Source organism: Rhodobium orientis, from assembly GCF_003258835.1.
In the GTDB taxonomy this organism is placed as follows: Bacteria; Pseudomonadota; Alphaproteobacteria; order Rhizobiales; family Rhodobiaceae; genus Rhodobium; species Rhodobium orientis.
This window is the reverse complement of record NZ_NPEV01000018.1, coordinates 1-26,428: the sequence shown is the minus strand read 5'-3', so window position 1 is coordinate 26,428 and position 26,428 is coordinate 1. Positions and strand designations below refer to the sequence as shown.

Here is a 26,428-nt window from a genome sequence, read left to right as displayed (position 1 = left end):
CATCACTCACGGCGACGGCTCGCCGAATTCGTCGCCGCGCAGGATATGGGCGATGCGGTCGAGGACGCCGTTGACGATGCGCGGCTCGTCGCCATCGTAGAACGCCTTGGCGACGTCGATATATTCCGACAGCACGGCGCGCACCGGCACGTCGCGGCGCGCTTTCAGCTCGTAGACGCCGGCGCGCAGGATGGCCCGCAGCGTCGCGTCGACCCGCTTCAGCGGCCATTCGGCGACGGCAAGCGCCCGGTCGATCTCCGGGTCGATGGCGCGCTGCTCGGCGACGACGCCGGAAACGAGGTCGCGGAACCAGCCGGCGTCGGCCGCCTGGAAGCGGTCGCCGTCGACCTCCTGGCCGCCGAGGCGGTAGGTCTCGAACTCGGCGATCACCTGGTTGAGCGAGGTGCCGGCGATCTCCATCTGGTAGAGCGCCTGGACGGCGGCCAGCCTTGCGACGCCGCGCCGGTTGGCCCTGCCGGTGCGGGGACGGGATGCAGGTCGCTCGGGTTTTCCGGGGTCTGCCATCTGGGCCGTATCCGGTCCGCTCAAAGCTCGAGATCTTTGCGCAGCTTGCACAGCGCCAGCGCCGCATTGACGGCAACGGCGCCCTTGTTGCGATCGATTGTGCCGGCGCGGACCCAGGCCTGTTCGCGGGTCTCCACGGTCAGGATGCCGTTGCCGACGGCGAGACCCTCGTCGATGGCGATCTGCATGACGCCGCGGGCGGACTCGCCGGCCGCGATGTCATAGTGCGAGGTCTCGCCGCGGATGACGCAGCCGAGCACGACGACGCCGTCGAAATCGATGGTGCCCTCGTCCATCGCCTCCATGGCGATGGAGAGCGCCGGCGGGATTTCCAGCACGCCTGGAACCGAGATGCGCTCATAGGTGGATCCGGCGGCCTCCAGGGCCTCGGTCGCACCCTTCACCAGTTCGTCCGAGATATCCTCGTAGAACCGCGCATCGATGATGAGAATGTGCGGGGTGTCCTTGCGCATGCTTTGGGGATCCTGGCTTGTCCGTTGTCCGGCGCGGAGTGGAAACATGCGGGACCGCATTTGTCCACCACTAAATGCGCATGCCGGACCCGCCGGTCGTTCACCCCGCCTCGGCCAGGCGGGCGGCGTAGCGGGCCATCAGGTCGACCTCGAAATTGACCTTGTCCCCGGCCTTCTTCCAGCCCCATGTGGTGATTTCCAGGGTGTGCGGGATCAGCATGACGTCGAAGGTGGCATCGTCGACGCCGTTGACCGTCAGCGAGGTGCCGTCGAGGGCGACGGAACCCTTTTCGGCGACGAACTTCTTCAATTTGTCTGGCACGCGGAAGGTCAGCCGCGCCATGTCGGCGTCGTTGTCGCGGCCGATGATCTCGGCGACACCGTCGACGTGGCCGGTCACCAGATGGCCGCCCAGCTCCTCGCCGAGGGCGAGCGCCCGTTCAAGGTTGACCCTGGTGCCGATCTGCCAATCCTTGAGCGTGGTGCAGGAAAGCGTCTCGTCGGAGGCCTCCACGTCAAAGTAGGAGACGCTGTCGTCGAGCCGGCCGGCCTCGACCACGGTCAGGCAGATGCCGGCATGGGCGATCGAGGCGCCGATCGCGATGGTGTCCGGATCGTACGTGCTGGCCATGCGGATGCGCACGCCGGTGGCGCGCTTGTCGACGGCGATGACGGTGCCGACGTCGGAAACGATGCCTGTGAACATGTCAGTCTCCTTCGCGCGCAAATCCGCGCAGAAGATCGGGGCCGAAGCCCCGGGTTTCGGTTTCAGTGAAGCGGGAAAAGGCAAGGCCGACCCGCACCATGTCCGGCGCGGCGATGCCGTCGGCGCCGATCTCGTCCGGGCCGTTGAAAATGGCCGCCCGGTCGACGAGGCCGGCGGAAAGAAGAGACGAGGCGAGCGCGGCACCGCCTTCGACCATGACGCTGGTGAGACCGCGCACGGCGAGAAGGGTGAGCGCTGCATGGAGGTCGATATGGCCGCCCTCCCCGGACGGCGCCGCGATCACGACGACGCCGGCTGCCTGAAGCGCTTCCATGCGGTCCTCAGGCGCGGCCTCGCCGACGACGGCCCAGACGGGGGCGTTCGCGATCCCCTGCACCATCCGGGAGCCGAGCGGCAGGCGGGCGTTGGTGTCGAAGACGACGCGCACCGGCGAGCGATCCGCCATGCCGGGCAGCCGGCAGGTCAGGTCCGGGTCGTCGGCAAGCACGGTGCCGATGCCGACGGCAATGGCGTCGTGCTCGGCCCGCATCAGATGGACGCGTGCGCGGGCCTGCCGCCCGGTGATGGCGACCTGCCCCTGCCCTTGCCGGCCGATCATGCCGTCGGCGGAGACGGCGAGCTTCAGCGTCACCATGGGCCGGCCTTCGGTCACCCGCAGGATATGCCCGAGGGCGATGTCGCGGGCCTTCGCCGCGCCGACACCGACGGTGACGGCGGCCCCCGAGGCTTCCAGCGCGCGGTGGCCGGCGCCGGCGACCTGGGGGTTCGGATCCTCCATGGCGCTGACGAGGCGGGCGATGCCGGCGGCGATCAGAGCGTCGGAACAGGGCGGCGACTTGCCGTGGTGGGAACAGGGCTCAAGCGTCACGTAGCAGGTGGCGCCGCGGGCCGCGATGCCTGCCTCGGCAAGGGCGACGACCTCGGCATGGGGGCGGCCGCCGGCCGCGGTGACGCCGCTGCCGACGACGACCGGGCCGGCATCGGTTTCCGCGACGATAATCGCGGCCACAGACGGATTCGGCCAGGTACGGCCTAGGCCGCGGCGGGCAAGGCCGAGCGCCGCCGCCATGAAGCGGCGGTCGCGGTCCGCATCGCAGCGGATCGCGGACCCCGGGGCCCGGGGCGCATGCGCTGCCGCGTCAGTCGTCGACCTTGTCAGCGTCGTCATGTCCCTCACCGGAGAGTTCTCCGAGGAAGGCCTCGAAGTCCCTGGCCTCGCGGAAGTCCCGGTAGACCGAGGCAAAGCGCACATAGCCGACGTCGTCGATGCTCTTCAGCGCATCCATCACCAGGAGGCCGATGTCCTTGGCCGCGACCTCGCTCTCGCCGGAGCTTTCGAGCTGGCGGACGATGCCGGAGACCATGCGCTCGATATGGTCCGGATCGACCGGACGTTTTCTCAGTGCGACCTGGACCGAGCGCAGCAGCTTCTCGCGCTCGAACGGGACCTTGCGGCCGGAACTCTTGACCACCGTCAGCTCGCGGAGCTGGACCCGCTCGAAGGTGGTGAAGCGGCCGCCGCAGGTGGTGCAGACCCGGCGGCGGCGGATCGCGGTGTTGTCCTCCGTCGGCCGGGAATCCTTTACCTGGGTGTCGTCGCCGGCGCAGAACGGGCAGCGCATCCCGTCAGCCCTGGTAGATCGGGAAGCGGCCGGTCAGTTCCTTGACCCGCTCGCGCACGGCCGCCTCCACGGCACCGTTGCCATCCTCACCGTTCTCCTTCAGGCCCTTCAGCACCTCGATGATCATCTCGCCGACCTGCTTGAACTCTTCGGTGCCGAAGCCGCGAGTGGTGGCGGCCGGCGAGCCGAGGCGCACGCCCGAGGTGATCGTCGGCTTTTCCGGATCGAACGGCACGCCGTTCTTGTTGCAGGTGATATAGGCCCGGCCCATGGCGGCTTCCGCGGCCTTGCCGGTCAGGCCCATCGGGCGAAGGTCGACCAGCACGACGTGGGTGTCGGTGCCGCCGGAGACGATGTCGAGGCCGTTGGCCGAAAGGGTGTCGGCCAGCATCGCCGCGTTGTCGACGACGGCGCGGGCATAGGCCTTGAAGCCGTCGCCGAGCGCCTCGCCGAAGGCCACGGCCTTTGCCGCGATCACGTGCATCAAGGGGCCGCCTTGCAGGCCCGGGAAGACAGCGGAATTCACCTTCTTGGCGATGTCCGCATCGTTGGTCATAACGGCGCCGCCGCGCGGCCCGCGCAGGGTCTTGTGGGTGGTCGTCGTCACGATATGGGCGTGCGGGATCGGGCTCGGATGCGCGCCGCCGGCGACGAGACCGGCGAAATGGGCCATGTCGACCATGAAATAGGCGCCGACCTCGTCGGCGATCTGGCGGAAGCGGGCGAAATCGATCTGGCGCGGATAGGCCGAGCCGCCGGCGATGATGATCTTCGGCGAATGCTCGCGGGCAAGCTCAGCGACCTGGTCGAAATCGATCAGGTGGTCCTGGCGGCGAACGCCGTACTGGATGGCGTTGAACCATTTGCCGGACTGATTCGGCTTGGCGCCGTGGGTCAGGTGGCCGCCGGCATCGAGACTCATGCCGAGGATGGTGTCGCCGGGCTTGGCCAGCGCCATGAAGGCGGCCTGGTTGGCCTGGCTGCCGGAATTCGGCTGGACGTTGGCAAACTCGCAGGAAAACAGCTTGGTCAGCCGCTCGATGGCGAGGTTTTCCGCCACGTCGACGTACTCGCAGCCGCCGTAATAGCGCCGGCCCGGATAACCCTCGGCGTATTTGTTGGTCATCACCGAACCCTGCGCCTCAAGGACGGCGCGCGAGACGATGTTTTCCGAGGCGATGAGCTCGATTTCGTGTTGCTGGCGGCCCAGCTCGTCGGCGATCGCGGCGGCAATCGCCGGGTCGGCCTCGGCCAGGGGCGTGGCAAACATGTCCTCATTGGCCGGCGCGGCGGCCGGGGTCTCTGATTTCAGCATCGTGGTCCTGATCTCGCCTGTTGAGCCTTGAAACAATCGGCTGTCCCCGCGCCGCGATCCCGAAACGGCACGCGCGCGAAGCCTCGCCTCGCGAATAGCACAAAGTGCGGAGCGGGACCAAGGGATATGGCAGCGGGCGGGGACGAGACTCTAGATGTATGTCTTGGGCGGGATGCCAGGGGACGCGCCCGGGGCATCTTCGTCCCCGGCGTCGCGTTCGGCGTCCAGGCGCCGCCGGAGCTTGGCCATGGCGACGCGCTCCAGTTCGGCCTGGGAGGTGGAGGCCGGGCCGAAGATGACGACCTCTGTGCCGGTCACCTCGTCGATGGCGGCGACCCGGACCTGCCGGCCCATGGGGACGAACTCGAAATAGACCGTGCGGCCGCCACCGCGGCGGCGACCTGTCATGTCGCCGCCCGCCGCGTCGGCGCGCGGCTCGGTCCGTCAGTTCTGGTTCTGGGCGAGGTTTCCGGCGCCATCACGGTCGTAGACATCGTCGCGGAAGTTGACCACGCCGTCGGCGGTCGCCCAGGCGGTGATGTAGGTGGTGTAGATCGGCACCGGGTGCTTGATGCGCACGTCGATGCGCTCGCCGGAGCGGATTACCTCGTCGACGCGGGCACGGTCCCATTCCGGCGTCGTCTCCAAGAGCCAGCCGATCAGCTCGCGCACGTTCTGGACGCGCACGCAGCCGGAGGAATGGAAGCGCCGGTCGGTGCCGAACAGGGTCTTGGCCGGCGTGTCGTGCAGATAGACCGAGTGCTTGTTGTAGAAGTTGATCTTCACCGAGCCCATGGAGTTGATGGCACCCGGGTCCTGGCGGAAGCGGTAGTTGACCGCCTCGTCGGTGTGCCAGTTGATCTGCTCGGCGGTCAGTTCATTGCCCGACTGGTCGTAGATCCGGATCTTGTTGTCCGCGAGATAGGTCGGATCCTGGTTCATCTTCGGAATCAGGTCCTTGCGGATGATGCTCTCCGGCACGTGCCAGTAGGGATTGAAATTCAGCTCGTGGATCTTGGAGGCCAGCAGCGGCGTCTGGCGGTCGATCTTGCCGACGACCGCAGTGTGGCGCGAATGGACGCGGCCGCCCTCCACCGCCTCGATCTCGGCAGCCGGGATGTTGACCATCACATAGCGGTCGCCGAGGAAGCCGGACATCGAGCGCACGCGAATCAGATTGGTCTCAAGCTGGTGCAGGCGCACGGCAACGGGCACGTTGAGGGCCGCCAGCGTGTAGTTGCCCACGACGCCGTCCGGCTGGAAGCCATGGCGAAGCTGGAAGCGGCGCACGGCAAAGGCGACGTAGGAATCATAGGTGTCGGACAGACCGGCGCTCTGTTCCAGGTCGCCGGTCGCCATCAGGCGCTTGCGCAAGGTGACGACGCGGCGGTCGCGGGCGCCGATGCGCAGCTTGCTGCCGCCCGGAACGCGGGGCCAGCCGCCGCGCGCGGAAATCTGGGCGTATTTCTGGATCGCCTGCTCGATATAGGCCGCCGTCTCCGGCGACAGGGTCGGCTGGTCGGACTTGACCGCCGTCTGGTCGCGGATGGTGGCATCGAAACGGTCGGACCACTCGCTCTGGCGTTTGTACTCCATCAACACCTTGATGGGGCTCTCGTCGCCGGCAAATGCCGCGCCGAACGGGCTGGCGGCAAGAACGGCGCCAAGGCCGGCACCCACTGCCTTCAACGAAAAGTCACGCCTGGAGATCATCAATCCGCGGTCCTTCGGTTTTCCGGTTTGTCGTATCGGTCTTTTCTACCACTGGCGGATTCCCGCCATCGCATGCCCGGCCCTGATACCATGGATATGGTTAACAGAAGCCGACCGGTCAGGTCGTGCACTCACACATTTCGGTGAGGCGGGCGCCGTGACGCCATTCTCCGGCCCCGGCAACTGACCTTTTCACTGGAACGAACACTTGGTCGGCGAAACGGTTCCGCCGCACACGCAACATCCCTCTAAAGTCAAACCAATATGGCGTCTTCATGTCACGCGGAAAGATGTCGTCGCTTTTTCACGCCGGCGGACCGGCAACGAAAAACGCCCCGACCCTGAAAGCCGGAGCGTTTTTTTCGTCTGGAGATGCCGACGATCAGAGCCTGTAGAGGATCTGGTCGGTCCAGAAGCGCTCGAGCCGCTGCAGCGACTTGTTGAGCTGGCGGAAGTCCTCGGCATTGATGCCGCCCACCGGCTCGATCGAGGCCATGTGGCGCTCGTAGAGATCGTTGATCACGTGAGCGACCTTGTGGCCCTTGTCCGTCAGGCTGATGCGAACCGACCGGCGGTCGACGCGCGAGCGCTGGTGGTGGACATAGCCCATGTCGACCAGCTTCTTGAGATTGTAGGAGACGTTGGAGCCGAGGTAGTAGCCGCGCGTGCGCAGCTCGCCCGCCGTCAGTTCCGCGTCGCCGATATTAAACAGAAGCAAAGCCTGGACGCTGTTGATGTCCGACCAGCCCATGCGGTCGAATTCGTCCTTGATGACGTCAAGCAGACGGCGGTGCAGCCGTTCGACGAGCGTCAGGGCTTCCATGTAAAGGGGCTTGATGTCTGTCTCGTCGACGGTTTCGTCGAGCACATCGACTGCCCTTTTGGCACTGATCATAGTGTTACGCCTCACTGTCATTGCGGTGGCTTTTTTCCCACTCGCGATCGACAGTAACCGTAGCCGTTGAACATCGGCTTAAACGGCAGGCTGAAAATTTTATTAAAATCAGAGCTCTTGGAGGCAGCGTTAATTCTTGGTATCGACGAAGCGCCGCATTTTAGTCAGTCACCCCATATTACCGCGCAGGAAGTTGATAATCCCTGAAAAATCCGTGCCTTCGTCGCCGGAATTGCAGAACAGGGAATAGAGCGCGGCCGCCTCGGCGCCGAGCGGGGTCGAGGCCGAACTGGTCATCGCCGCGTCCTGGGCGAGCTTCAGGTCCTTCAGCATCATCGCCGCGGTGAAACCGGCCTGGTAGTCGCGGTTGGCCGGCGAGGTCGGCACCGGCCCCGGCACCGGGCAATAGGTGGTCAGGGACCAGCACTGGCCCGAGGCCGTGGACGACACCTCAAACAGCTTCTGCTTGTCGAGGCCGAGCTTTTCGGCGAGCACGAAGGCCTCCGAGACGCCGATCATGGAGATGCCGAGGATCATGTTGTTGCAGATCTTGGCGGCCTGTCCGTTGCCGGCGCCGCCGGCATGGACGATCGACTTGCCCATGATGTCGAGGAAGGGCTTGGCCGCCGCAAAGGCGGTGTCCGGTCCGCCGACCATGAAGGTGAGCGTTCCCGCCTCCGCACCGCCGACGCCGCCGGAGACCGGCGCGTCGACCATCATCATGCCGGCCGCAGCGGCGGCCTCGGCTACGCGCCTTGCCGTGGCAACGTCGATGGTCGAGGAGTCGATGAGGAGGCTTTCCGGGCGGGCATGGGCAAGGACGCCGTCCGGGCTGCAATAGACGTCCTCCACGTGCCGGCCGGCCGGCAGCATGGTGACGACGACGTCGGCGCCGGAGACCAGTTCCGGGACGCTGCCGGCAATGCTGCCGCCGGCCTCGGAAAAGCGTTGGCGCGCCGCCTCGGAAAGGTCGATGCCGGAAACCTCGTGTCCGGCCTTGACCAGATTGGCGGCCATCGGCCCGCCCATGTTGCCGAGCCCGATAAACCCGATCGATGCCATTGTCGTTGCCTCCCTCGAAGCTCTGTCTTTGTTGAATGCCGCGCTTGCGGCGGCTTTTTTCCGGTTGAAGCGGGGGTCACTCCCGCTGGCGCTCGCGCTCGGCGAGCCAGGTCAGTACGAAATAGATGACGACGGTCGTCAACAGGAAGGTGATCTCCCAGGGGCGCTTTCCGAAGGTGTCCCAGAAGATCGCGTGCATGACGACCTGGGTCAGCACCCGCACCAGCCAGATGACGACGCCCCAGGAAACGGTCAGCCACAGGCCGACGGCGGCGACGAGGTCGATGACGGCGAAGAACGCCGTCACCGTCTGCCATTCCACCGGCATCTCCCAGATCCACAGGCCGCGCCACTGGGAGTAGCCGACGATGCGGCCCCAGTGGATGATGCCGGCGCCGATCAGGTGGATGGCGAGCAGGCGCATGTACCAGACGAGGATATCGCGCCAGGGCGGGCGCGACCTTTCCGTCTCGGTTTCCTCGGGGGTCATGGACACGGGGGAAAACGGCCTCATGCGTCGGGAAGGTCCAGATCGCCGCCGGGCGGCACCTGGAAATGGGCGTCGATGTCGATGCTGTCGACATGGGAGAATTCCGGCGGGTCCCAGCGCGCCACGGAATCCTTGTCGATGATCGCGGCGCGGATTCCCTCATAGAAATCGTGGCCATGCAAGACCCGGCTGACAATGCGGTATTCCAGCCGCATGCAATCGTCAAAGGAAAGCTTGGCGCCGCGGCGCATCTGCTGGAAGGCGATCTGGAGGCTGGTCGGCGACTTGGCGCGGATCGTCGCCGCGGTCTTTGCGGCGAAGTCGGCGTCGTCGCCCGTCTCCCGGTCAAGGGCGCCGAGGATGCCGCCGAGCGAGTCGGCGGAAAACAGCCTGTCGATCACCGGCGCCGTTTCGGCAAGCGGCGCGGGACCCGGATCGCGTGAGAACCGGTGGAGCGCCGCGTCGACGTCGTCGGCCCCGGCGAGCGCCTCGATAATGGCACCAAGGTCGTCGGAGGCAACGGTGTGGGTGGCGATGCCGGCCCAGCTGGCATCGGCCTCTTTCAGCCGGGCGCCGGTCAGTGCGCAATACATGCCGGTCTCGCCCGGCAGCCGCGGCAGGAAATATGTGCCCCCGACATCGGGGAAGAAGCCGATGCCGACCTCCGGCATGGCAAAGCCGATGCGCTCGGTGGCGACCCGGTGCGAGCCGTGCACGGAAATGCCGACGCCGCCGCCCATGACGATGCCGTTGATGAGCGCGATATAGGGCTTGGGGTAGTGCTTGATGGTGGCATTCAGCCGGTATTCGTCGCGGAAGAAGTCGATCTGGCGCGGATCGCCGGCCTTGCCCATGTCGTAGATGTGGCGGATGTCGCCGCCGGCGCAGAACGCCTTGTCGCCGAGCGCCTCGACGACGACGTGGCGCACGCTCTGGTCGTCGCGCCAGGCATCGAGCTGGGCCTGCAGCTCGTTGGTCATCTCGTGGGTCAGGGCATTGAGCGCCTGCGGGCGGGCCAGCGTCACGACGCCGGCATGGCCACGCTTTTCAAAGAAGATTTCCACACTCGACATCGCCGACTCACACCCCTTCACCGAACATACCGATTGCCGTAACGATCAGCCCATCGCCCCGCAACATCAAGCCGGCAAATTCCTCGGCCCGGGGGACGCGCAGGCCGCGCGACATCTCGAAGATGGCGTCGCACAAGGCCCGCTCCGGCCGCCACATGGCGCCCTACTCCCTGAAAAGGTCGCGGGCGATGATCAGGCGCATAATCTCGTTGGTGCCTTCCAGGATCTGGTGGACGCGCACGTCGCGCAGGTGCCGTTCGATCGGATAGTCGCGCAGATAGCCGTAGCCGCCATGCATCTGCAGGGCGCCGTTGACGACGTCGAAGCCGACGTCGGTGGCGATCTTCTTGGCCATTGCCGCCTGGCGTGTGGCGCCGGGGACCTTGGCGTCGACCATCATCGCCGCCTTGTGCAGCATCAGCCGGGCGGCTTCCAGGTCCGCGGCCATGTCGGCGACGCGGAACTGAAGGGCCTGGAACTCGGCGATGGCGCGGCCGAACTGCTTGCGCTCTTTCATATAGGCGATGGCGCGCTCCAGGCAGATCTGTCCGGCGCCGAGCGAGCAGGCGCCGATATTGATGCGGCCGCCGTCGAGCCCGGCCATGGCGATCCGGAACCCCTCCCCCTCTTCGCCAAGACGGTTCGCCACCGGCACCCGGCAATTGTCGAACTGGACCATGGCCGTCGGCTGGCTCTTCCAGCCGAGCTTCACCTCCTCGGCGCCGAAGGAGAGCCCGGGCGTTCCCTTTTCCACCACCAGGCAGGAAATGCCCTTGGGGCCGTCGCCGCCGGTGCGGACCATGACGACATAGACGTCGGAAACGCCGCCGCCGGAGATGAAGGCCTTAGTGCCGTTAAGGACGTAGTCGTCGCCGTCGCGCTCCGCCCGCGTCCGCAGCGCCGCTGCGTCGGAGCCGGAGCCCGGTTCCGTCAGGCAGTAGCTGGCGAAATGCTCCATCGTGCAGAGTTTCGGCAGGAAGCGCTGGCGCTGGTCGTCATTGCCGTAGCTGTCGATCATCCAGGCGGCCATGTTGTGGATGGAGATGTAGGCGGCCGTCGACGTGCAACCCTTCGACAGCTCCTCGAAGATGATCGCCGCATCGAGCCGGCCGAGGCCGGAGCCGCCGACGTCGTCGCGCACATAGATGCCGCCGAAGCCGAGCGCGGCCGCCTTCTGCAGCGTCTCGACCGGAAAGATCGCCTCCTCGTCCCAGCGGCGGGCGTGGGGCTCCATCTCCTCGCGGGCGAACTGACCCGCCATCTCCCTGAAGGCGCGCTGCTCCTCGCTGAGGGAAAAATCCATCGGCGTTTCCTCATTGTCGTTTTCATCTGGGATAGGTGACGGCAACGGGCGCGTCAATCGGCGGTTGGGAGGTGCGGGAGCCCCACAACAGCAAACGGCGGCCCCGATGGGACCGCCGTTCGCAAGTCGTTGCCTGGTATTCGCCCCGCGCCTACGCGGCGGCCACGTCGGCGAGGAATTTCTCGATCTCGGCGCGGAAGGCTTCCGTGTTGCGGGTCGCTTCCTCTGTCGCGGCCAGCACCGAACTCGCCGAGCGGTTGGTCTCGGTGATCGCCTCGTCGAGTTCGCCGATGCCGGCCACCGCGGACTGGGTGCGGCTGGCGGCGTTGCCGATATTGTTGCTTATCTCGTTGGTGGCCGAGCCCTGTTCGACGACGGCCGCGGCGATGGCGTTGGTGTATTCGTTGACCTCGCCCATGGTCGCGGTGATGCCGCCGATGGACTCCACCGCCTCGTCGGTCGAGGACTGGATGGCGCCGATCTGGGCGCTGATCTCCTCGGTCGCCTTGGCGGTCTGGCTGGCCAGTTCCTTGACCTCGGCCGCGACGACCGCAAAGCCCTTGCCGGCCTCGCCGGCCCTTGCTGCCTCGATGGTGGCGTTGAGGGCGAGAAGGTTGGTCTGTTCGGCGATCGCCTGGATCAGGGTGATGATCTCGCCGATCTTGGAGGCTGCCTGGGCGAGCCCCGCCACCTTTTCGTTGGTCGCCTTGGCACCGCTGGTCGCCTTTTCAACGATGCCCGTGGTGCGTTCGACCTGGTTGGAGATCTCCTCGATCGACGAGGCCAGTTCCTCGGCCGCAACGGCCACCGACTGGACGTTGTCGGAGGCGTCCTTGGACGCATCGGTCGCCGAATTGGCCTGTTTGGCGCTCGATCGCGCCACCTGTTCCAGCGTGCTCGCCGTCGCCTTGAGGCTGGAATTGGCGTTCTCGACGCCGGACAGGAGCTGCTGCGAGGTCGACTGGAAGCCGGCGATCAGCGCCTCGATGCGCTTCTGGCGAACGTCCTGCTCGTGGTGCTCGCTCTCCTGCGCCTGCTCGAGGCGGTCCTGCTCGACCCGGTTGGCCCGGCAGATCGACACCGCACGGGCGATTTCGCCGATCTCGTCGTGGCGCGCCTCGCCCTCGACCTTGAAGCCGGTGCGCCCGTCGGCCAGTTCCACGACGTGGTCGGTGACGGTGCGCAGCGGTGCAAAGATCGAGCGGCTGGAGAAATAGAGCGTGCCGCCGGCGATCAGCAGCAGCAGGACGGCAACGCCGATGCCCACATTGCGGGCGGCCGCGGCCGTCGCCTGATAGCCGGTCTGGTCGACGGCGATGAGGGCGACAGCGACCGGATTGCCGGAAAAATCGGGGATCGGCATCTGCTCTACGAAATAGTCGCCCGACGCCGCAGAGATGCCGCCGTCGGCGGTCTCTTCCAGCAGTGCCGTCGCATCCATTTCTTCCGGAAGCTGGTTGCCGATGATTTCCGGGCCGGCGTCGGCGAAGCGGAAGATGGCGGACGGGTGGCCGGTTTCCTCGGCAAATTCCCTGACGAAGAGATCGTGGAAGCCGAGGCCGAACTCGACCGAGCCGACATGCCGGCCCTCGAAGGAGACCGGCACGACACCGCGGATGCCGATGCCGGCAACGCCCTTTTCGAGGCCCGAGATCGGCATCTTCTTGTCGTTGGTCTCGACCACGGTCTTGCGGAAGCCGGACAGGTCGTCACCGAACTTTTCGGCCTTGTGGACGCGCAGGAAAGAGGTTGCCGGCGGCAGATGGAACTGGAACTGGCGGATGCCGTACTGCTTCTTCAGCTGCGGGAAGGCGGCGAGGAACTCGGTCGCCAGCGCCTCCCGGTCGCCGGCGGCAAAAAGCTGCTGGATGCGGGTCTGGCCGGCGATCACCTCGGCCAGCACCAGGGCCTGGCGGCTGTCGGCCTCGATGCGGGCGCGGAGCTGCTGCTTGGTGCTTTCCACCTCGTTGCGAAGTGCGGTCGAAATCAGGTCGCTGGAAACCCATTGCGCGATGGCGATAGTGGAAACCGCTCCGAGCACGGCCAGAGCGCCGATCGCCAACATCATGCGGGCGCGAATTGTCTTCATTATTGAAATCTCCGACGTACAGGCCGGATCATCTCCCCCGTCCGGCACTGGGTCGGCCCTGCGGCGAAACGCCTTGCTGGCGGTTGCGGTGCATGCTGCCGGGCCAACCACAGGAAACTCTTTTTAGGTTAAAAATCTCCTTCCTGCGAAGTTAATCGACGCACCTATGCAACTATACGGTGGTGTTTTTTACGGAGTAGAATGTTCAGGCCACGCCGTTTCCGGACGAAACGGAGGAACAAGCTCGCGGTTGTTCCCGTGGTCATAGCAACTTTCGCCAAAACTACACGTTAAAATAGAAACTATTCGATACAAGTACTAATACCGAACGCATCGTCCTGCTCTGCCGGGACAGCGCTTGCGGGCAAGGTCCCGGTGATTCGCCCGGACCGCGCGAAAAACGGCGCCGGGGCCTCGCCGGACATGATGATATGTTGTCGCAATGGTATTATCATACCGGCAACCTCAACAGGCCGCGCCCATTCGGCCTCCGCCGGGAGAATGCTCAATCTGGAAATGTTCTCAAGTGGTTATGGGTTACCGCTAGAAAGGTGATTCAACCAGTATCGGTAATTCTTCCGGCCGTTTGACAGTTCTGGCCGGACGCCAGGCCGTATTCATTGCATGTAGTGGTTTGCTCGCATCGACTCGCGGGCACCACATCCATAAAATTTTCCAAGGACCCCGGACGAAACCGCACCATCCACGGACCTGCGATTGATGGACATTCGAAATCCCGCCATGCCGGACGTCGACGACGAGCCCGGCGATACCAGCATCTGGTTCCAGAACGACGAGATCGGCCCGGACCTGCGCGAGAAGCTCTGGTCGATCATTTCCCTGGAGTTCGAGCAGATCCTCGACCGGTTCTACGACCGCATCGAGAACTCCTCCAACCGCTGGATGATCGAAAAGCTCGACCGCAGCCTGATCAAGCACAAGCAGATCAACCACTGGCGCCAGCTGGTGCTTTATCCGGTCGATGCGGACTACGAGACCCGGCTGCGCACCATGCATGTGCTGCACCTCAACATCGGCATGAAGCACAGCTTCTACATCTCCTCCTACATGTATCTTCTCAACGCTTTCCAGAAGGAGATCCTGCGGCACTCCTCCGGCCCGCGCGAGGCCTATGAGCTGATCGTGGCGATGAACAGCATCATCACGGACGACATGGTGCGCGCCCTCGACGTGGAAGTGAACATCATCGAACTCTAGGCCTCCGCCTCGGACGCCGCGTCGGCGCCCGGCCCTGCGTCGGTGTATCCCGACCAATCCCGATTTATCCGCTCCGTGGCGCGTGCTAGACAGGGACCGTCTCTGAAAAACGCCGCCGCAACGGATAAATTCGATGACCTTTCAATCGCGCCCCTCTTCGAACCCCGACCGCACCAGCGTCGACGAGATCGTCGGCGGGCGCCGCATGCGCCGCAACCGCAAGAGCGACTGGGCGCGGCGCATGGTCCGCGAGAACACCCTCACCGTCGACGACCTGATCTGGCCGCTGTTCGTCATTGCCGGGTCGAATGTGCGCCAGCCGGTCGCCTCCATGCCGGGGGTGGAGCGGCTGTCGGTCGACGAGATCCGCCGCGATGTGGCAAGGGCCGCGGAACTCGGCATTCCGGCCGTTGCCGTCTTTCCCTATACCGACCCGGCCCTGCGCGATGCCACCGGGTCCGAAGCCCTCAACGCCAACAACCTGGTCTGCCAGGCCTGCCGGGCGATCCGCGAGGAGACCGGCGATATCGGCATCATGACCGACGTCGCCCTCGACCCCTATACCAGCCACGGCCATGACGGGCTGATGTCGGGCGAGGAAATCCTCAACGACGAGACCGTCGACCAGCTCGTCACCCAGGCGCTGGTGCAGGCCGAGGCCGGCACCGACATCATTGGCCCGTCCGACATGATGGACGGGCGCATCGGCGCCATCCGCGAGGGCCTCGACAAGGGCGGGTTCCGGAACGTCCAGATCATGTCCTATGCGGCGAAATACGCCTCGGCGTTCTATGGGCCGTTCCGCGACGCCGTCGGCACCAACGCGACGCTGATCGGCGACAAGCGCACCTACCAGATGGATCCGGCCAACACCGACGAGGCGGTCCGCGAGGCCGAACTCGACATTGCCGAGGGCGCCGACATGATCATGGTCAAGCCCGGCATGCCCTATCTCGACATCATCCGCCGGCTCAAGGACACCTTCGCGATGCCGACCTTCGCCTATCAGGTGTCCGGCGAATTCGCGATGATCGCGGCGGCCGGCCAGAACGGCTGGATCGACCACGACCGGGCGATGCTGGAAAGCCTGATGGCCTTCAAGCGCGCCGGCGCGGACGGCATCCTCAGCTATTTCGCCCCGATGGTGGCGGAAAAGCTGAAGGGCTGAGACCGGGCGGCACCGCCGCTTGAGCGGACCGGAACGGAACCCATTTGAAAAGAAGGCGTTGAATCCCCAGCTATTGGCGTGAACCAGACGCGCTCCAGCAACCGGAAGCAACGCACGATGACCTATACGACCGACCGTTCGAGGCCCGAGACCCGCGACTTCGTCTTCGATCCCGTGCGCCAGCCGGAATTGTTCGACGACGTGCGCCGGCGGCGCATCTTCGCCTTCCTGCTCGACGTCGTCGCCATCGCGGCGCTGACGTTCGTCACTGGCGTTGCCGTCTTCGTGCTGGGGTTGCTCACCTTCGGCCTCGGCTGGCTGATCTTCGCCTTCCTGTGGCAGGCCGTCGCCCTCCTCTACACCGCCTTCACCCTCGGCGGGCCGAACTCGGCGACCCCCGGCATGCGGGCGATGGGGCTGGAGATGCGGCTGTGGGACGGGGCGCCGATGTACCCGCTGCTCGCCGCCGTCCACGCCCTCGGCTACTGGCTGTCGGTCGTGTTCCTGACGCCGTTCGTGCTCCTGGTGTCGCTGATTTCGGACCGCAAGCGCCTGCTGCACGACATGCTGCTCGGCACCGTCGTCATCAATTCGCCGGGCGATGCGGAATACGGGCGCTTCGGCCGCTACGAACGATAAACGCCGGCCGGGTCGTCGCCGCGAAACGGACGGCCCGGAGAGCCGGAAAAACACGCCCTTTTTGGAACACTTCCAGCACATTGTTCCGGTTTCTGTGATCTGACATCGAATTTCCTCGGGATGCGGCTTGCTGACGTGAAGACAGCCGCGCCATTCTCGGTTACCACTGGACGGATTGCGTCCCGGTGGAGTGGTGGATGGCGTTCGCGCCCGACATTCAGATGTGGCTGACTTTCGCCGTTATCGGCGTCACGGTCGTCCTCTATGCGCTGGAAAAGCTCTCCATCGAGGTGGTGTCGCTCGGCTCGATCGTCGCGCTGATCCTCGTCTTCACGCTGTTTCCGCTGCCGGGACCGGCCCAAGTGACGCCGGCGGATCTGCTTGCCGGCTTCGCCAATCCGGCCCTGATCACCGTGATGTCGCTGCTGATCGTCGGCCAGGCGCTGTTCCATACTGATGCCCTGGAGCAGCCGGTCCGGGCGATGGCGCGATTCGCGCGCAGCCGGAAGATGCTGGCGACGCTGGTCGCGCTCGGCGTTGCGGGACTGATCAGCGCCTTCCTCAACAACACCCCCGTCGTCGTCATGCTGCTGCCGGTGATGACGGCGATTGCCGCGATCCAGAACGTGTCGGCGTCGCGCATCCTGATGCCGCTGTCCTTCATCACCATCCTCGGCGGCATGACGACGCTGATCGGCTCGTCGACCAACCTCTTGGTCGCCGACGTCGCCGCCCATTCCGGCGCTGTCACCCTTTCCTTCTTCTCCTTCACGCCGATCGCCTCGATCATGGCCATTGCCGGTGCGGTCTATGTGCTCGCCGTCATGCCGCGGCTGTTGAAGCCGCGCCAGAACATGGCCGAGGAGCTGCGCTCGGCCTCCGGCAAGCAGTTCATCGCCCAGATCGAGATCCGCCCCGGTCACCCGCTGGTCGGCCAGAGTGCCGTTGCCGGCTTCTTTCCGGCGCTGAAGGATATGACGGTGCGGCTCGTCCAGCGCGGCGACAACCCGATCCTGCCGCCCTTCGAGAACGTCACGCTGGCCATCGGCGACACCGTCATCGTCGCCGCCACCCGCTCGACCCTGTCGTCCGCCCTCACCGGCAAAGCAACGCTGATCTCCGGCCGGCATCCGCCGATGGACCCGGGCGAGCGCAAGGGCCAGCCGGACGAACTGACGCTCGCCGAGGCGATCGTCGCCCCCGGCTCGCGCCTCACCGGCCGGACCATCACCAATTCCGGCCTTTCCTCCGACACCGACTGCGTCGTCCTCGGCATCCAGCGGCGCTCGCGCATGCCGCGCATGCCGATGCGCGACATCCGGCTGGAGGCCGGCGACGTGCTTTTGTTCGCCGGCCGGCGCGACGATGTGGAAGGCCTTCGCGCCAACCACGACGTCATCCTGATGGAATGGTCGGCAAGCGAGGTGCCGCAGCGCCAGTTCGCCGGGCGGGCGCTGATCATCTTCGCCGCTGTCGTCCTCCTTGCCGCCACCGGCGTCGTGCCGATCGTCACCTCGGCGCTGTCCGGCGCGCTCGCCATGCTGGCGTTCCGCTGCCTCAATGTGCGCCAGGCGGTGCGCGCCATCGACGGGCGCATCGTCATGCTGGTCGGCGCGGCACTTGCCAACGCCACCGCCCTGGAGGCGACCGGCGGGGCGTCGGCCGTCGCTTCGGCGATGGTCGCGGCGATGGAGGGCCAGTCGGCGACCGTGCTGCTCTCCGGCCTGTTCCTGATGATCGCCCTTCTCACCAACGTCCTTTCCAACAACGCGACGGCCGTGCTCTTCACGCCGATCGCCATCGGCATCGCTGCCCGCGCCGGCCTTCCCGCCGAGCCCTTCGTCGTTGCCGTCATCCTCGGCGCCAACTGCTCCTTCGCGACGCCGATCGGCTACCAGACCAACCTTCTCGTCATGGGACCGGGGCACTACCGCTTCGCCGATTTCCTGCGCGCCGGCATTCCGCTCGTGCTGTTGATGTGGATTGTCTTCACAGTGGTCGCGCCAATGGTTTATGGTCTGTGATCCGTATTGGATCGGGCTGGACACGGGGATGGTTTGTGGCCAGCGTGAAGGGGCGCTCGGGGGGCGCCCGGACGACGGCGAATGACACGGCAATATATCGATAATCCGCAATTCTACCTGACGGCGCCGTCTCCCTGCCCGTACCTGCGCGGGCGCCAGGAGCGCAAGGTGTTCACGCATCTGGTCGGCGCCCGGGCCTCGACGCTCAACGACATCCTGACCCAGGGCGGGTTCCGGCGCTCCCAGAACATCGCCTACCGGCCGGCCTGCGAGGGCTGCCGGGCCTGCGTCTCGGTCCGCGTCGATACCGAGCATTTCGAGGACAGCCGCTCGTTCCGGCGCATCCGCAACCGCAACGCCGACCTGATCGGCCGCGAGGGCGCGGCAAAGCCGTCTTCCGAGCAGTATTCCCTGTTCCGCAGCTATCTGGATGCGCGCCACGCCGACGGCGGCATGGCCGACATGACCGTGCTCGACTACGCCATGATGGTCGAGGACACCCATGTCGACACCATGGTCATCGAGTATCGCCTGCGCGGCCCCGACAGCGGCATCACGGAGGCCGGCGACGGCGCGCTGGTGGCGACCGCGCTGACCGACATCCTCTCCGATGGCCTGTCCATGGTCTATTCCTTCTTCGACACGGAGATGCCGGACCGCAGCCTCGGCACGCTCATGATCCTCGATCATATCGCCCGGGCGCGGGCGCGCGGCCTGCCTTACGTCTATCTCGGCTACTGGGTCGATGGCTCGCCGAAGATGGACTACAAGACCCGCTTCCAGCCCCAGGAAAAGCTCGGGCCGCACGGCTGGGAATAGACAGCGGCCGTATCCCTGCCTCGCCGGCACGGAACTTGCTGACCCGCATCCTTGAAAAGAAAACCGTTTCAAAAGGATGCGCGAAACGATGGCTGACGTTGTCATTGTCGGTGCCGGGGTTGGCGGCACGCTGACGGCGGCGCTGCTGCACCGCCAGGGCCTGGACGTCACCCTGATCGATGCGCGGCACCCCTGCCCGCCGACCTTCAAATGCGAGTTCGTCGGCAAGGACCAGGCCGAGCGCCTGCGCCGGATGGGGTTCCTCGACCTCGTTGCCGCACATTCAACGCCGATCACGCGCGTCACCGACGCCTGGATGGGCACGGCCGTCAGCACCGGCCCGACCGAGCACTACGGCATCCTCTACCACGACCTCGTCAACCTCCTGCGCGGCGCCCTGCCCGAGGCGATCGATTTCCGCACCGCACGGGTGACGTCGATCTCGACCGGTGATGACGGACCCACGGTCGAACTGGATCAGGGCGAGACACTTCGGCCAAAGCTCGTGGTCCTGACCACCGGCCATGCGCCAAAACTCCTCACCCGCCTAGGGCTCACCCGCAACATCGTCAGCCCGTCGCATAGCGTCTCGCTCGGCATGACCATCGAGGCGACGGAGGCCGCCGGCTTTTCGTTCCAGGACATGACCTATTGGGGCGACCGGGAGGATTCCGACATCGCCCTTGCCACCTTCTTTCCGGTCGCCGAAGGCATGCGCCTCAACGTCTTTGCCTACTGGACCGGCGACGACCCGCGCATCGCGGAGATTGCGGACGCCCCGGCGGAGGCCCTCTTCCGCCTGATGCCCGGCCTCAAACAGGTCACCGGCGATTTCCGCGTTACCGGCCGGATCGACCGCTTCGCCCTCAACCTCTATCGCACGGAAGGGCCGGCGCTGCCCGGGATCGTGCTGACCGGCGACGCCTACTCCGCCGTCTGCCCGACCACCGGCACCGGCCTTACCAAGGTGCTCAACGACGTGGAGATTCTGGCCGGAACATATGCGGCGAAATGGCTGGAGGCCGGCGCGATCTCGGCGGAAGACATCGCCCAATTCTATGGCGACGAACGCAAACGGAAGGTCGATGCGGAAACGGCCGCGCTCACCATGCGCATGCGGCGGACGGCCAAGGACACTGCCCTCAAATGGCGCCTCCGGCGCACCGCCCGGCGGCTGAAGCGCCGGGTCTGGAAGGAAGCGGCGGTGAGGCTCAAGCGCGTGGCGTGAGACCCGGCGTGCTGAAATTCTTCTCGTCGCCCGCTCCAATCGCACCTGTCATTCCCGTGACAAAACCCTAAAACCCCGGGAGCCGCGCGCGTCGGTCGCGTATTGCGTTTTCTTCCGGGGTCTTTGCCTTGCTTTCCTTCCAGAACACCTATTCCGAACTTCCCGACCGCTTCTTTGCGCGGATGGAGCCCTCACCCGTCCGGGCGCCTGAGCTCATCAAGGTGAACGTCGGACTGGCGGAGGCGCTCGGGCTCAATGCAGACTTTCTTTCCTCGCCCGAGGGCCTCGACATGCTGTCCGGCAACCGCTTTCCGGAGACGGCCGAGCCCATCGCCATGGCCTATGCCGGCCACCAGTTCGGCAATTTCGTGCCGCAGCTCGGCGACGGGCGGGCCGTGCTCGTCGGCGAGGTGGTGGACCCTCACGGCGTTCGCTTCGATCTGCACCTGAAGGGCTCGGGGCGCACGCCGTTCTCGCGCGGCGGCGACGGGCGGGCCGCCGTCGGCCCGGTTCTCAGGGAATATATTGTTGCCGAAGCGATGCATGCCCTCGGCATCCCGACGACGCGGGCGCTTGCCGCGGTGAAAACCGGCGAGCCGGTCTATCGCGAGGCGCGGCTGCCCGGTGCGGTGCTTGCCCGCGTTGCCCGCAGCCATGTGCGTGTCGGCACCTTCCAGTATTTCGCCGCACGCGAGGACGTCGACGCCATCGCCCGGCTCGGCCGGCACGTCATCGACCGTCTCTATCCGGAGCTTGGCCAAGCGGACCGCCCGGCCCTTGCTCTCTTGGAAACCGTCGTCGAACGCCAAGCGCGGCTGGTGGCCCAGTGGATGTCGGTCGGCTTCATCCACGGCGTCATGAACACCGACAACATGGCGGTCTCCGGCGAGACCATCGATTTCGGCCCCTGCGCCTTCATGGATTTCTATCATCCGGGCCGGGTCTACAGTTCTATCGACCATTACGGGCGCTACGCCTTCGGCAACCAGCCGGCCATGGCGCAATGGAACCTGGCGCAGTTCGCCCAGTGCCTCTTACCGCTGATCGATGAGGACATGGAGGCGGCCGTTGCGCCCGCGCAGGCGGCCATCGATGCTTTCCCGGCGCTGTTCGAGCGGGAAAAGCTGGCGCTCTTTTCCGCAAAGCTCGGCCTGTCAGAGCCGCGCGAGGGCGATGGGGAGCTTCTGCAGGAGCTGCTCGAGGCGATGTCACGCAGCGAGGCCGACTTCACCCTCACCTTCCGCCGGCTTGCGGAAAGCCTTGAAGAGGATACGGATCGCGGATCGAGGTCGCTCTTCGTCGACCCGACGGAATTCGACCGCTGGGCGGCGAAATGGCGGGCGCGGCTCGGCGAAGAAGGCGTTTCCCTTTCCGAGATCGCCGCGCGGCTCAACGCCGCCAACCCGATCTACATCCCGCGCAACCACATGGTCGAGGAAGCACTTCAGGCCGCCGTCGAGAATGACGACACCGGGCCGTTCGAGACGTTGCTGGACGTGCTCGCCGATCCCTTCACCGAACGGGCGGGTCTTGGCCGCTACGCCCTGCCGCCCGAGCCGGGCGAGGAAATCCGTCAGACTTTCTGCGGGACCTGATACAGGCTCAGAGCCCCTCGTCCCCAAACCGGTTGCCACGGGGGAAGCCTGTCGGGGCGATGCGGCCGGCCTGGGCGCGTTCGCCGCGCCATTCGGTCAGTTCGTCGAGGCTTCTTGTGTGGGTGCGGCCGGCCGAATCCGACCAGGTGAGGCCCGCCTCGCCGGAGAACACGCGCACATCCGATATGCCGCCGTCCTTGTAGCGCTGCAGGCGGACGCCGCGGCCGCGGCCCATTTCCGGCACCTGTTCCAGCGGGAAAATCAACAGCTTCCGGTTCTGGCCGACGACGGCGACCGTGTCGCCTGAAACGCCGTCGCGCACGACCGGGCGGCAGATTTTTGCTTCGTCGGTCCCTGTGACGGTCAGCACCTGCTTGCCCTTTCGGGTGCTCGCGATCACCTCGTCCTCGGCGACGACGAAGCCGCGCCCGTCGGTCGCCGCGACCAAGAGCTTGCGGCCGGGCCTGTGGACGAAGACGGCGACCACATCCTGATCCTGGTCCATGTCGACCATGATGCGGACCGGCTCGCCATGGCCGCGCCCGCCGGGCAGCCTGTCCGCCGACAGGGTGTAGAAGCGCCCGCCCGTCGAAAAAACGAGGATCTTGTCGGTGGTCTCGGCCGGAAAGGCATGTCCCAGCTTGTCGCCCTGCTTGAAGGCAAGGCTGGTGAGGTCCTGGCCGTGGCCCTTCAGGGCGCGGATCCAGCCCTTTTCGGAGACGACGACGGTGATCGGCTCGCGCTCGATCATCGCCTCCTTGATGTCGGCGTCCTGGTGCTCCGGCGCCTCGCCGAAATCCGTGCGGCGCTTGCCCAGCTCCGTCGTCGGGCCATAGGCCTTGGCGATCTCGGTCAGTTCGTCGGAAATCTTCTTCCACTGGGCCTCTTCGGAGCCGAGCAGCGCCTCGATCTCGGCCTTTTCCGCCGTCAGCGCCTCATGCTCTTTCCGGATTTCCAGCTCTTCGAGCTTCCTCAGCGCGCGCAGGCGCATGTTGAGAATCGCCTCGGCCTGGACGTCCGTCAGCTCGAAGACCCGCATCAGCTCCTTCTTCGGCTCGTCCTCCTCGCGGATGATGCGGATCACCTCGTCGAGGTTGAGATAGGCGATGAGGTAGCCGCCGAGGACCTCCAGCCGGTGCTCGATCTTGCCGAGCCGGTGCCGGGCGCGGCGGACCAGCACCTCCCGGCGATGCTCCAGCCATTGCAGCAACACATCGCGCAGGCCGAGCACGTTCGGCACCTGGCCGCGCGACAGCACGTTCATGTTGAGCGGAATGCGGCTCTCAAGGTCCGTCAGCTTGAAGAGGGATTCCATCATCAGCGCGGGATCGACCGTGCGCGCGCGCGGCTCCAGCACGATGCGCACGTCCTCGGCCGACTCGTCGCGGATATCGGCGAGGAGCGGCAGGCGGCGGGCCTGCAGGAGTTCGGCGATCTTTTCGATCAGCCGCGCCTTTTGCACCTGATAGGGGATCTCGGTGACGACGATGACCCAGGTGCCGCGCTTGTGGTCCTCCTGGTGCCAGCGGGAGCGCACGCGGAACCCGCCGCGGCCGGTGGTGTAGGCCTCGACGATGCTGTCGCGGCTGTCGACGATGATGCCGCCGGTCGGGAAATCCGGGCCCGGCACATAGTCAACCAGCTTGTCGATGGTGGCGTTCGGATGCTTGATGAGGTGACGCGCGGCGATGCACAGCTCGGCCGCATTGTGCGGCGGGATGGAGGTCGCCATGCCGACGGCGATGCCCGACGAGCCGTTGGCAAGCAAGTTCGGAAAGCCGCCCGGCAGGACAATCGGCTCCTCGTCCTCGCCGTCATAGGTTTCGCGGAAGTCGACCGCGTCCTCGTCGATGCCGTCGAGCAGGCGCTTTGCGATGTCGGTCAGCCGCGCCTCTGTGTAGCGCATGGCGGCGGCGTTATCGCCGTCGATATTGCCGAAATTGCCCTGGCCCTCGACCAGCGGATAGCGGACGGAGAAGTCCTGCGCCAGCCGCACCATGGCGTCGTAGATCGCCTGGTCGCCATGGGGGTGGAACTTACCCATGACGTCGCCGACGACGCGGGCGCATTTCTTGAAGCCCTGGCCGGGGTCGAGCTTCAACAGCCGCATGGCATAGAGCAGCCGCCGGTGGACGGGCTTCAGCCCGTCGCGCACATCCGGCAGGGCGCGGTGCATGATCGTGGAGAGCGCATAGGCAAGATACCGCTCTTCCAGCGCCTCGCGCAGATTGACGCTCTCGACCCCGCCGGACGGGGGAATCACCTCGTTTCCCATGGGATTTCAGTACCGGCGGGGGCGGCGGCTGGCAAGGGAGTTGGGCGCGTAGCGAACACCTACCTGCTCACAAGCGACCTCACCAGCAGTGGCAGGCTTGCCGGGTTCTCGCCGATGCGGCGGATGCCGTAGGGCCACCAGTCGCGGCCGAAGGGGGTGTAGAGGCGGATACGGTGGCCGCTTGCAGCCAGGGTTTCCGCGAGCTTCGTGCGGACGCCGAAGAGCATTTCGAACTCGTAAGCGTCGGGCGCCCAGCCGATCGCTTTGGCGCGCTCGATGGCGTAGTCCTGCAGGCGGTCGTCATGGGTCGCGATAACGGGATAGAAGCCGCAGTCGCGGGCCTTTTGCGAGAGCATCAGGTCGATGAGTTTTCGCGAATTCTCCTTGATGGCCGCGTTGCCGACATGGGCGATCTCGGGGCCGGCGACGAAGGCGCCCTTGACGAGGCGGACCATGCCGCCCGGCTGGATGCGGGCTTGAAGATCGGCTTCGGTGCGCTTCAGGTAGGCCTGCAGGGTGACCGCCACGGGGATGCCGCCCGCGGCGAGGTCATCGTGCAGCGCGAGCGTTGCATCGATGGTCGTGTGGTCTTCCATGTCGAGCATCAGGCAATGGCGGCCGGGGCCGCGGGCGGCATCCGCCAGTGCGTGGCCGATCGTGCGCGCGTTCTCCGCCATCAGGTCGGAGGAGACGCCGAGGCCGATCTGGGTCGGGTCGACGGAGACGTGGATGTCGAGGCCGGCGTCCGACAGCGCCTTGATCGCGGCCAACTTCTCCCGGACCGCCTCGTCGATGCCCTCGCGGGTCTCGACATATTCGCCGAGATAGAACAGGGAGACGGAGATGCCCTTGGCGGCGAGGTCGCGGGCGGTGGCGACCGCCTCCCCGGCCGTTCCCCCGGCCACATAGCGCTGCATCATGGCGGCGGCCGTGCGGTTGTTCTGCATCAAGCCCTTTAGCGAGGCGGAACGCGCAAGGCCGATCATTGCCGACTGCCACAGACGTCTCAGCATCGAAAAGAACTCCGGCTTGGGACGATCGCCGCCAAGGGTTAGCAGATGAACCGGGTTAGAGCGCGGGACACGAGCGCGCATGGCCTTACCCCTTCAGTTCCTCCACGATCCGGTCGCGCTCGCGCAAGGGGGGCAGGCCGCGGGGCTCGAAGATGTGGCGGGTGAGGAAGAAGCCGGTGAGTGCGAGGCCGGCTGAGATATCCTCGGCGGGCGGGCGCTCGCCGGGATCGGCGAGGAGGAAGGGCGGCAGGGGCAGGAGCTTGTCCTTATAGGGCTGCCCGGCCTGTCGCGAGACGGCGCGGGCCGATTTCGGCGAAACGTAGGCGAGGTCCTCGCGCGTGCCCGTCGCCGCGCAGGAGGTGAGGTCGAGGCCGAAGCCGAGTTCTTCCAGGAGCCGGGTCTCGAAGCGGACCAGCAGTTCGCCGGTGAGCGGGGCGTCGGAAAGGTGATCGAGGATGGCGACGGCCATCAGGTGCAGGCGCTGGTGCGGGTCGCGTTCGGGCAGCAGGCGTAAGAGGGACGAGACGGTCTGCACCACATGGACACCGAACGCGGTCTCCATGACGTTTGCGGCACGCAGCTTCAGGGGTTCGACGGCATAGAGGCCGAGATGGCTGTCGAGCCGCGCGCGCCAGGTGATTGAAAGGTCGTTGCCGGGTTGCAGGGTGGCCTGGTGCCGGCGCGAGCGGCCGCCGCGGACGAGGCCCAGATGCCGGCCATGGGCTACGGTCATCATTTCCAGAATGACGCTGGTCTCGCCGTGGCGGCGCACGCCGATGACCGTTCCCTCGTCGCTCCATTCCATTTTTTTTCGCGCCCGTCTCTCGGCCTTCTTTCGCAGGGCTGCCGAAAGGCTGGATTGCCGCGTCGGCCTCCCCAGGCTCGCGTCACGCGCCGCTCCCCGTCCTTCGGACCCTCGCAATGACGACGAAAATGTAACGCGTCATTGCGAGCGCAGCGAAGCAATCCAGTCCGGCGGTGCGGCAGGGGATGGTCCAGCACGTCCTGTCGCGGTCCGCCTGCACTTCGAACACAAACTGACCTAACCGTTTGAAATCAAATGCCCTATGGATTGCCGGGTCAAGCCCACTACTGTCCGGTCTAATTTTGTAGACAGGGTGCATGGCATTGATTCTACTTGGTTTCAGACGTTTCGCGGCGT

Annotated in this window: 24 protein-coding genes and 1 pseudogene; 7 read left to right on the top strand and 18 right to left on the bottom strand. The window is 65.9% G+C overall.

The window, feature by feature from the left end:
• Window positions 1-6 precede the first annotated feature (6 nt).
• From nusB to CH339_RS10135, 15 genes and pseudogenes are all read right to left on the bottom strand, one after another.
• The gene (gene nusB / locus CH339_RS10200; protein ID WP_111434253.1) at window positions 7-525 is read right to left on the bottom strand and encodes a transcription antitermination factor NusB; all 519 of its coding nucleotides are present in this window, start codon (window positions 523-525) and stop codon (window positions 7-9) included.
• Window positions 526-545: 20 nt separating this feature from the next.
• Window positions 546-998, bottom strand: coding sequence for a 6,7-dimethyl-8-ribityllumazine synthase (ribH, locus tag CH339_RS10195; protein ID WP_111434252.1), 453 nt, complete (start codon window positions 996-998; stop codon window positions 546-548).
• A gap of 100 nt (window positions 999-1,098) precedes the next feature.
• Window positions 1,099-1,704, bottom strand: coding sequence for a riboflavin synthase (locus tag CH339_RS10190; RefSeq protein WP_111434251.1), 606 nt, complete (start codon window positions 1,702-1,704; stop codon window positions 1,099-1,101).
• Between the two features lies 1 nt (window position 1,705).
• Window positions 1,706-2,893, bottom strand: a complete 1,188-nt coding sequence (ribD, locus tag CH339_RS10185; RefSeq protein WP_111434250.1) for a bifunctional diaminohydroxyphosphoribosylaminopyrimidine deaminase/5-amino-6-(5-phosphoribosylamino)uracil reductase RibD — start codon at window positions 2,891-2,893, stop codon at window positions 1,706-1,708.
• Window positions 2,865-3,347 carry a transcriptional regulator NrdR gene (gene nrdR / locus CH339_RS10180; protein WP_111434249.1) on the bottom strand — a complete coding sequence of 161 codons (483 nt, stop codon included), beginning with the start codon at window positions 3,345-3,347 and terminating at the stop codon, window positions 2,865-2,867. Before nrdR ends, ribD begins: the two co-directional genes overlap by 29 nt.
• A gap of 4 nt (window positions 3,348-3,351) precedes the next feature.
• Window positions 3,352-4,662: a serine hydroxymethyltransferase gene (gene glyA, locus CH339_RS10175; protein ID WP_111434248.1), complete on the bottom strand. Its 1,311-nt coding sequence runs from the start codon at window positions 4,660-4,662 to the stop codon at window positions 3,352-3,354.
• Between the two features lie 150 nt (window positions 4,663-4,812).
• Window positions 4,813-5,070: a DUF6898 family protein gene (locus CH339_RS10170; protein WP_184443414.1), complete on the bottom strand. Its 258-nt coding sequence runs from the start codon at window positions 5,068-5,070 to the stop codon at window positions 4,813-4,815.
• Between the two features lie 36 nt (window positions 5,071-5,106).
• Entirely contained in the window at window positions 5,107-6,375 is a 1,269-nt protein-coding gene (locus tag CH339_RS10165) for a L,D-transpeptidase family protein (protein WP_111434247.1), read from the bottom strand.
• Between the two features lie 382 nt (window positions 6,376-6,757).
• Window positions 6,758-7,270 (bottom strand): transcriptional regulator LdtR, encoded by a 513-nt coding sequence (ldtR, locus tag CH339_RS10160; protein ID WP_111434246.1) that lies wholly within the window; start codon window positions 7,268-7,270, stop codon window positions 6,758-6,760.
• A gap of 168 nt (window positions 7,271-7,438) precedes the next feature.
• Window positions 7,439-8,353, bottom strand: a pseudogene (mmsB, locus tag CH339_RS10155) (3-hydroxyisobutyrate dehydrogenase); the annotation flags it as partial.
• A gap of 55 nt (window positions 8,354-8,408) precedes the next feature.
• Window positions 8,409-8,822 (bottom strand): DUF6163 family protein, encoded by a 414-nt coding sequence (locus tag CH339_RS10150; protein ID WP_111434244.1) that lies wholly within the window; start codon window positions 8,820-8,822, stop codon window positions 8,409-8,411.
• A 20-nt stretch (window positions 8,823-8,842) separates the two neighbouring features.
• Entirely contained in the window at window positions 8,843-9,895 is a 1,053-nt protein-coding gene (locus tag CH339_RS10145) for an enoyl-CoA hydratase/isomerase family protein (protein WP_111434243.1), read from the bottom strand.
• A 7-nt stretch (window positions 9,896-9,902) separates the two neighbouring features.
• Window positions 9,903-10,052 (bottom strand): hypothetical protein, encoded by a 150-nt coding sequence (locus CH339_RS24655; RefSeq protein ID WP_170138480.1) that lies wholly within the window; start codon window positions 10,050-10,052, stop codon window positions 9,903-9,905.
• Window positions 10,053-10,058: 6 nt separating this feature from the next.
• Window positions 10,059-11,198, bottom strand: coding sequence for an acyl-CoA dehydrogenase family protein (locus CH339_RS10140; protein WP_111434242.1), 1,140 nt, complete (start codon window positions 11,196-11,198; stop codon window positions 10,059-10,061).
• A 151-nt stretch (window positions 11,199-11,349) separates the two neighbouring features.
• A complete protein-coding gene (locus CH339_RS10135; RefSeq protein WP_111434241.1) occupies window positions 11,350-13,287 on the bottom strand; it encodes a methyl-accepting chemotaxis protein in 1,938 nt (645 codons plus the stop codon).
• A gap of 720 nt (window positions 13,288-14,007) precedes the next feature.
• Here CH339_RS10135 and CH339_RS10130 point away from each other — a divergent pair.
• The 7 genes from CH339_RS10130 (at window position 14,008) to CH339_RS10100 (ending at window position 21,978) form a co-directional block, all read left to right on the top strand.
• On the top strand, window positions 14,008-14,505 hold the full coding sequence (locus CH339_RS10130; RefSeq protein ID WP_111434240.1) for a protoglobin domain-containing protein: 498 nt from the start codon (window positions 14,008-14,010) through the stop codon (window positions 14,503-14,505).
• A 205-nt stretch (window positions 14,506-14,710) separates the two neighbouring features.
• The gene (gene hemB, locus CH339_RS10125; protein WP_244668902.1) at window positions 14,711-15,673 is read left to right on the top strand and encodes a porphobilinogen synthase; all 963 of its coding nucleotides are present in this window, start codon (window positions 14,711-14,713) and stop codon (window positions 15,671-15,673) included.
• Between the two features lie 117 nt (window positions 15,674-15,790).
• On the top strand, window positions 15,791-16,312 hold the full coding sequence (locus tag CH339_RS10120) for an RDD family protein (protein WP_111434295.1): 522 nt from the start codon (window positions 15,791-15,793) through the stop codon (window positions 16,310-16,312).
• A 197-nt stretch (window positions 16,313-16,509) separates the two neighbouring features.
• Entirely contained in the window at window positions 16,510-18,336 is a 1,827-nt protein-coding gene (locus tag CH339_RS10115; RefSeq protein WP_111434238.1) for an SLC13 family permease, read from the top strand.
• Window positions 18,337-18,417: 81 nt separating this feature from the next.
• Window positions 18,418-19,155, top strand: a complete 738-nt coding sequence (locus CH339_RS10110) for an arginyltransferase (RefSeq protein ID WP_111434237.1) — start codon at window positions 18,418-18,420, stop codon at window positions 19,153-19,155.
• 88 nt (window positions 19,156-19,243) lie between these two features.
• Complete coding sequence (locus CH339_RS10105) at window positions 19,244-20,383, top strand: FAD-dependent oxidoreductase (protein WP_170138479.1); 1,140 nt, start codon at window positions 19,244-19,246, stop codon at window positions 20,381-20,383.
• Window positions 20,384-20,511: 128 nt separating this feature from the next.
• Complete coding sequence (locus CH339_RS10100) at window positions 20,512-21,978, top strand: protein adenylyltransferase SelO (protein WP_111434235.1); 1,467 nt, start codon at window positions 20,512-20,514, stop codon at window positions 21,976-21,978.
• A gap of 7 nt (window positions 21,979-21,985) precedes the next feature.
• Here CH339_RS10100 and parC read toward each other — a convergent pair whose 3' ends face one another.
• The 3 genes from parC to recO all read right to left on the bottom strand — a co-directional run bounded on the left by parC (window position 21,986) and on the right by recO (window position 26,071).
• A complete protein-coding gene (parC, locus tag CH339_RS10095; protein ID WP_111434234.1) occupies window positions 21,986-24,253 on the bottom strand; it encodes a DNA topoisomerase IV subunit A in 2,268 nt (755 codons plus the stop codon).
• Window positions 24,254-24,312: 59 nt separating this feature from the next.
• Window positions 24,313-25,266 (bottom strand): proline dehydrogenase family protein, encoded by a 954-nt coding sequence (locus CH339_RS10090; RefSeq protein ID WP_170138478.1) that lies wholly within the window; start codon window positions 25,264-25,266, stop codon window positions 24,313-24,315.
• An 85-nt stretch (window positions 25,267-25,351) separates the two neighbouring features.
• On the bottom strand, window positions 25,352-26,071 hold the full coding sequence (recO, locus tag CH339_RS10085) for a DNA repair protein RecO (RefSeq protein ID WP_111434232.1): 720 nt from the start codon (window positions 26,069-26,071) through the stop codon (window positions 25,352-25,354).
• Between the last annotated feature and the right edge of the window lie 357 nt (window positions 26,072-26,428).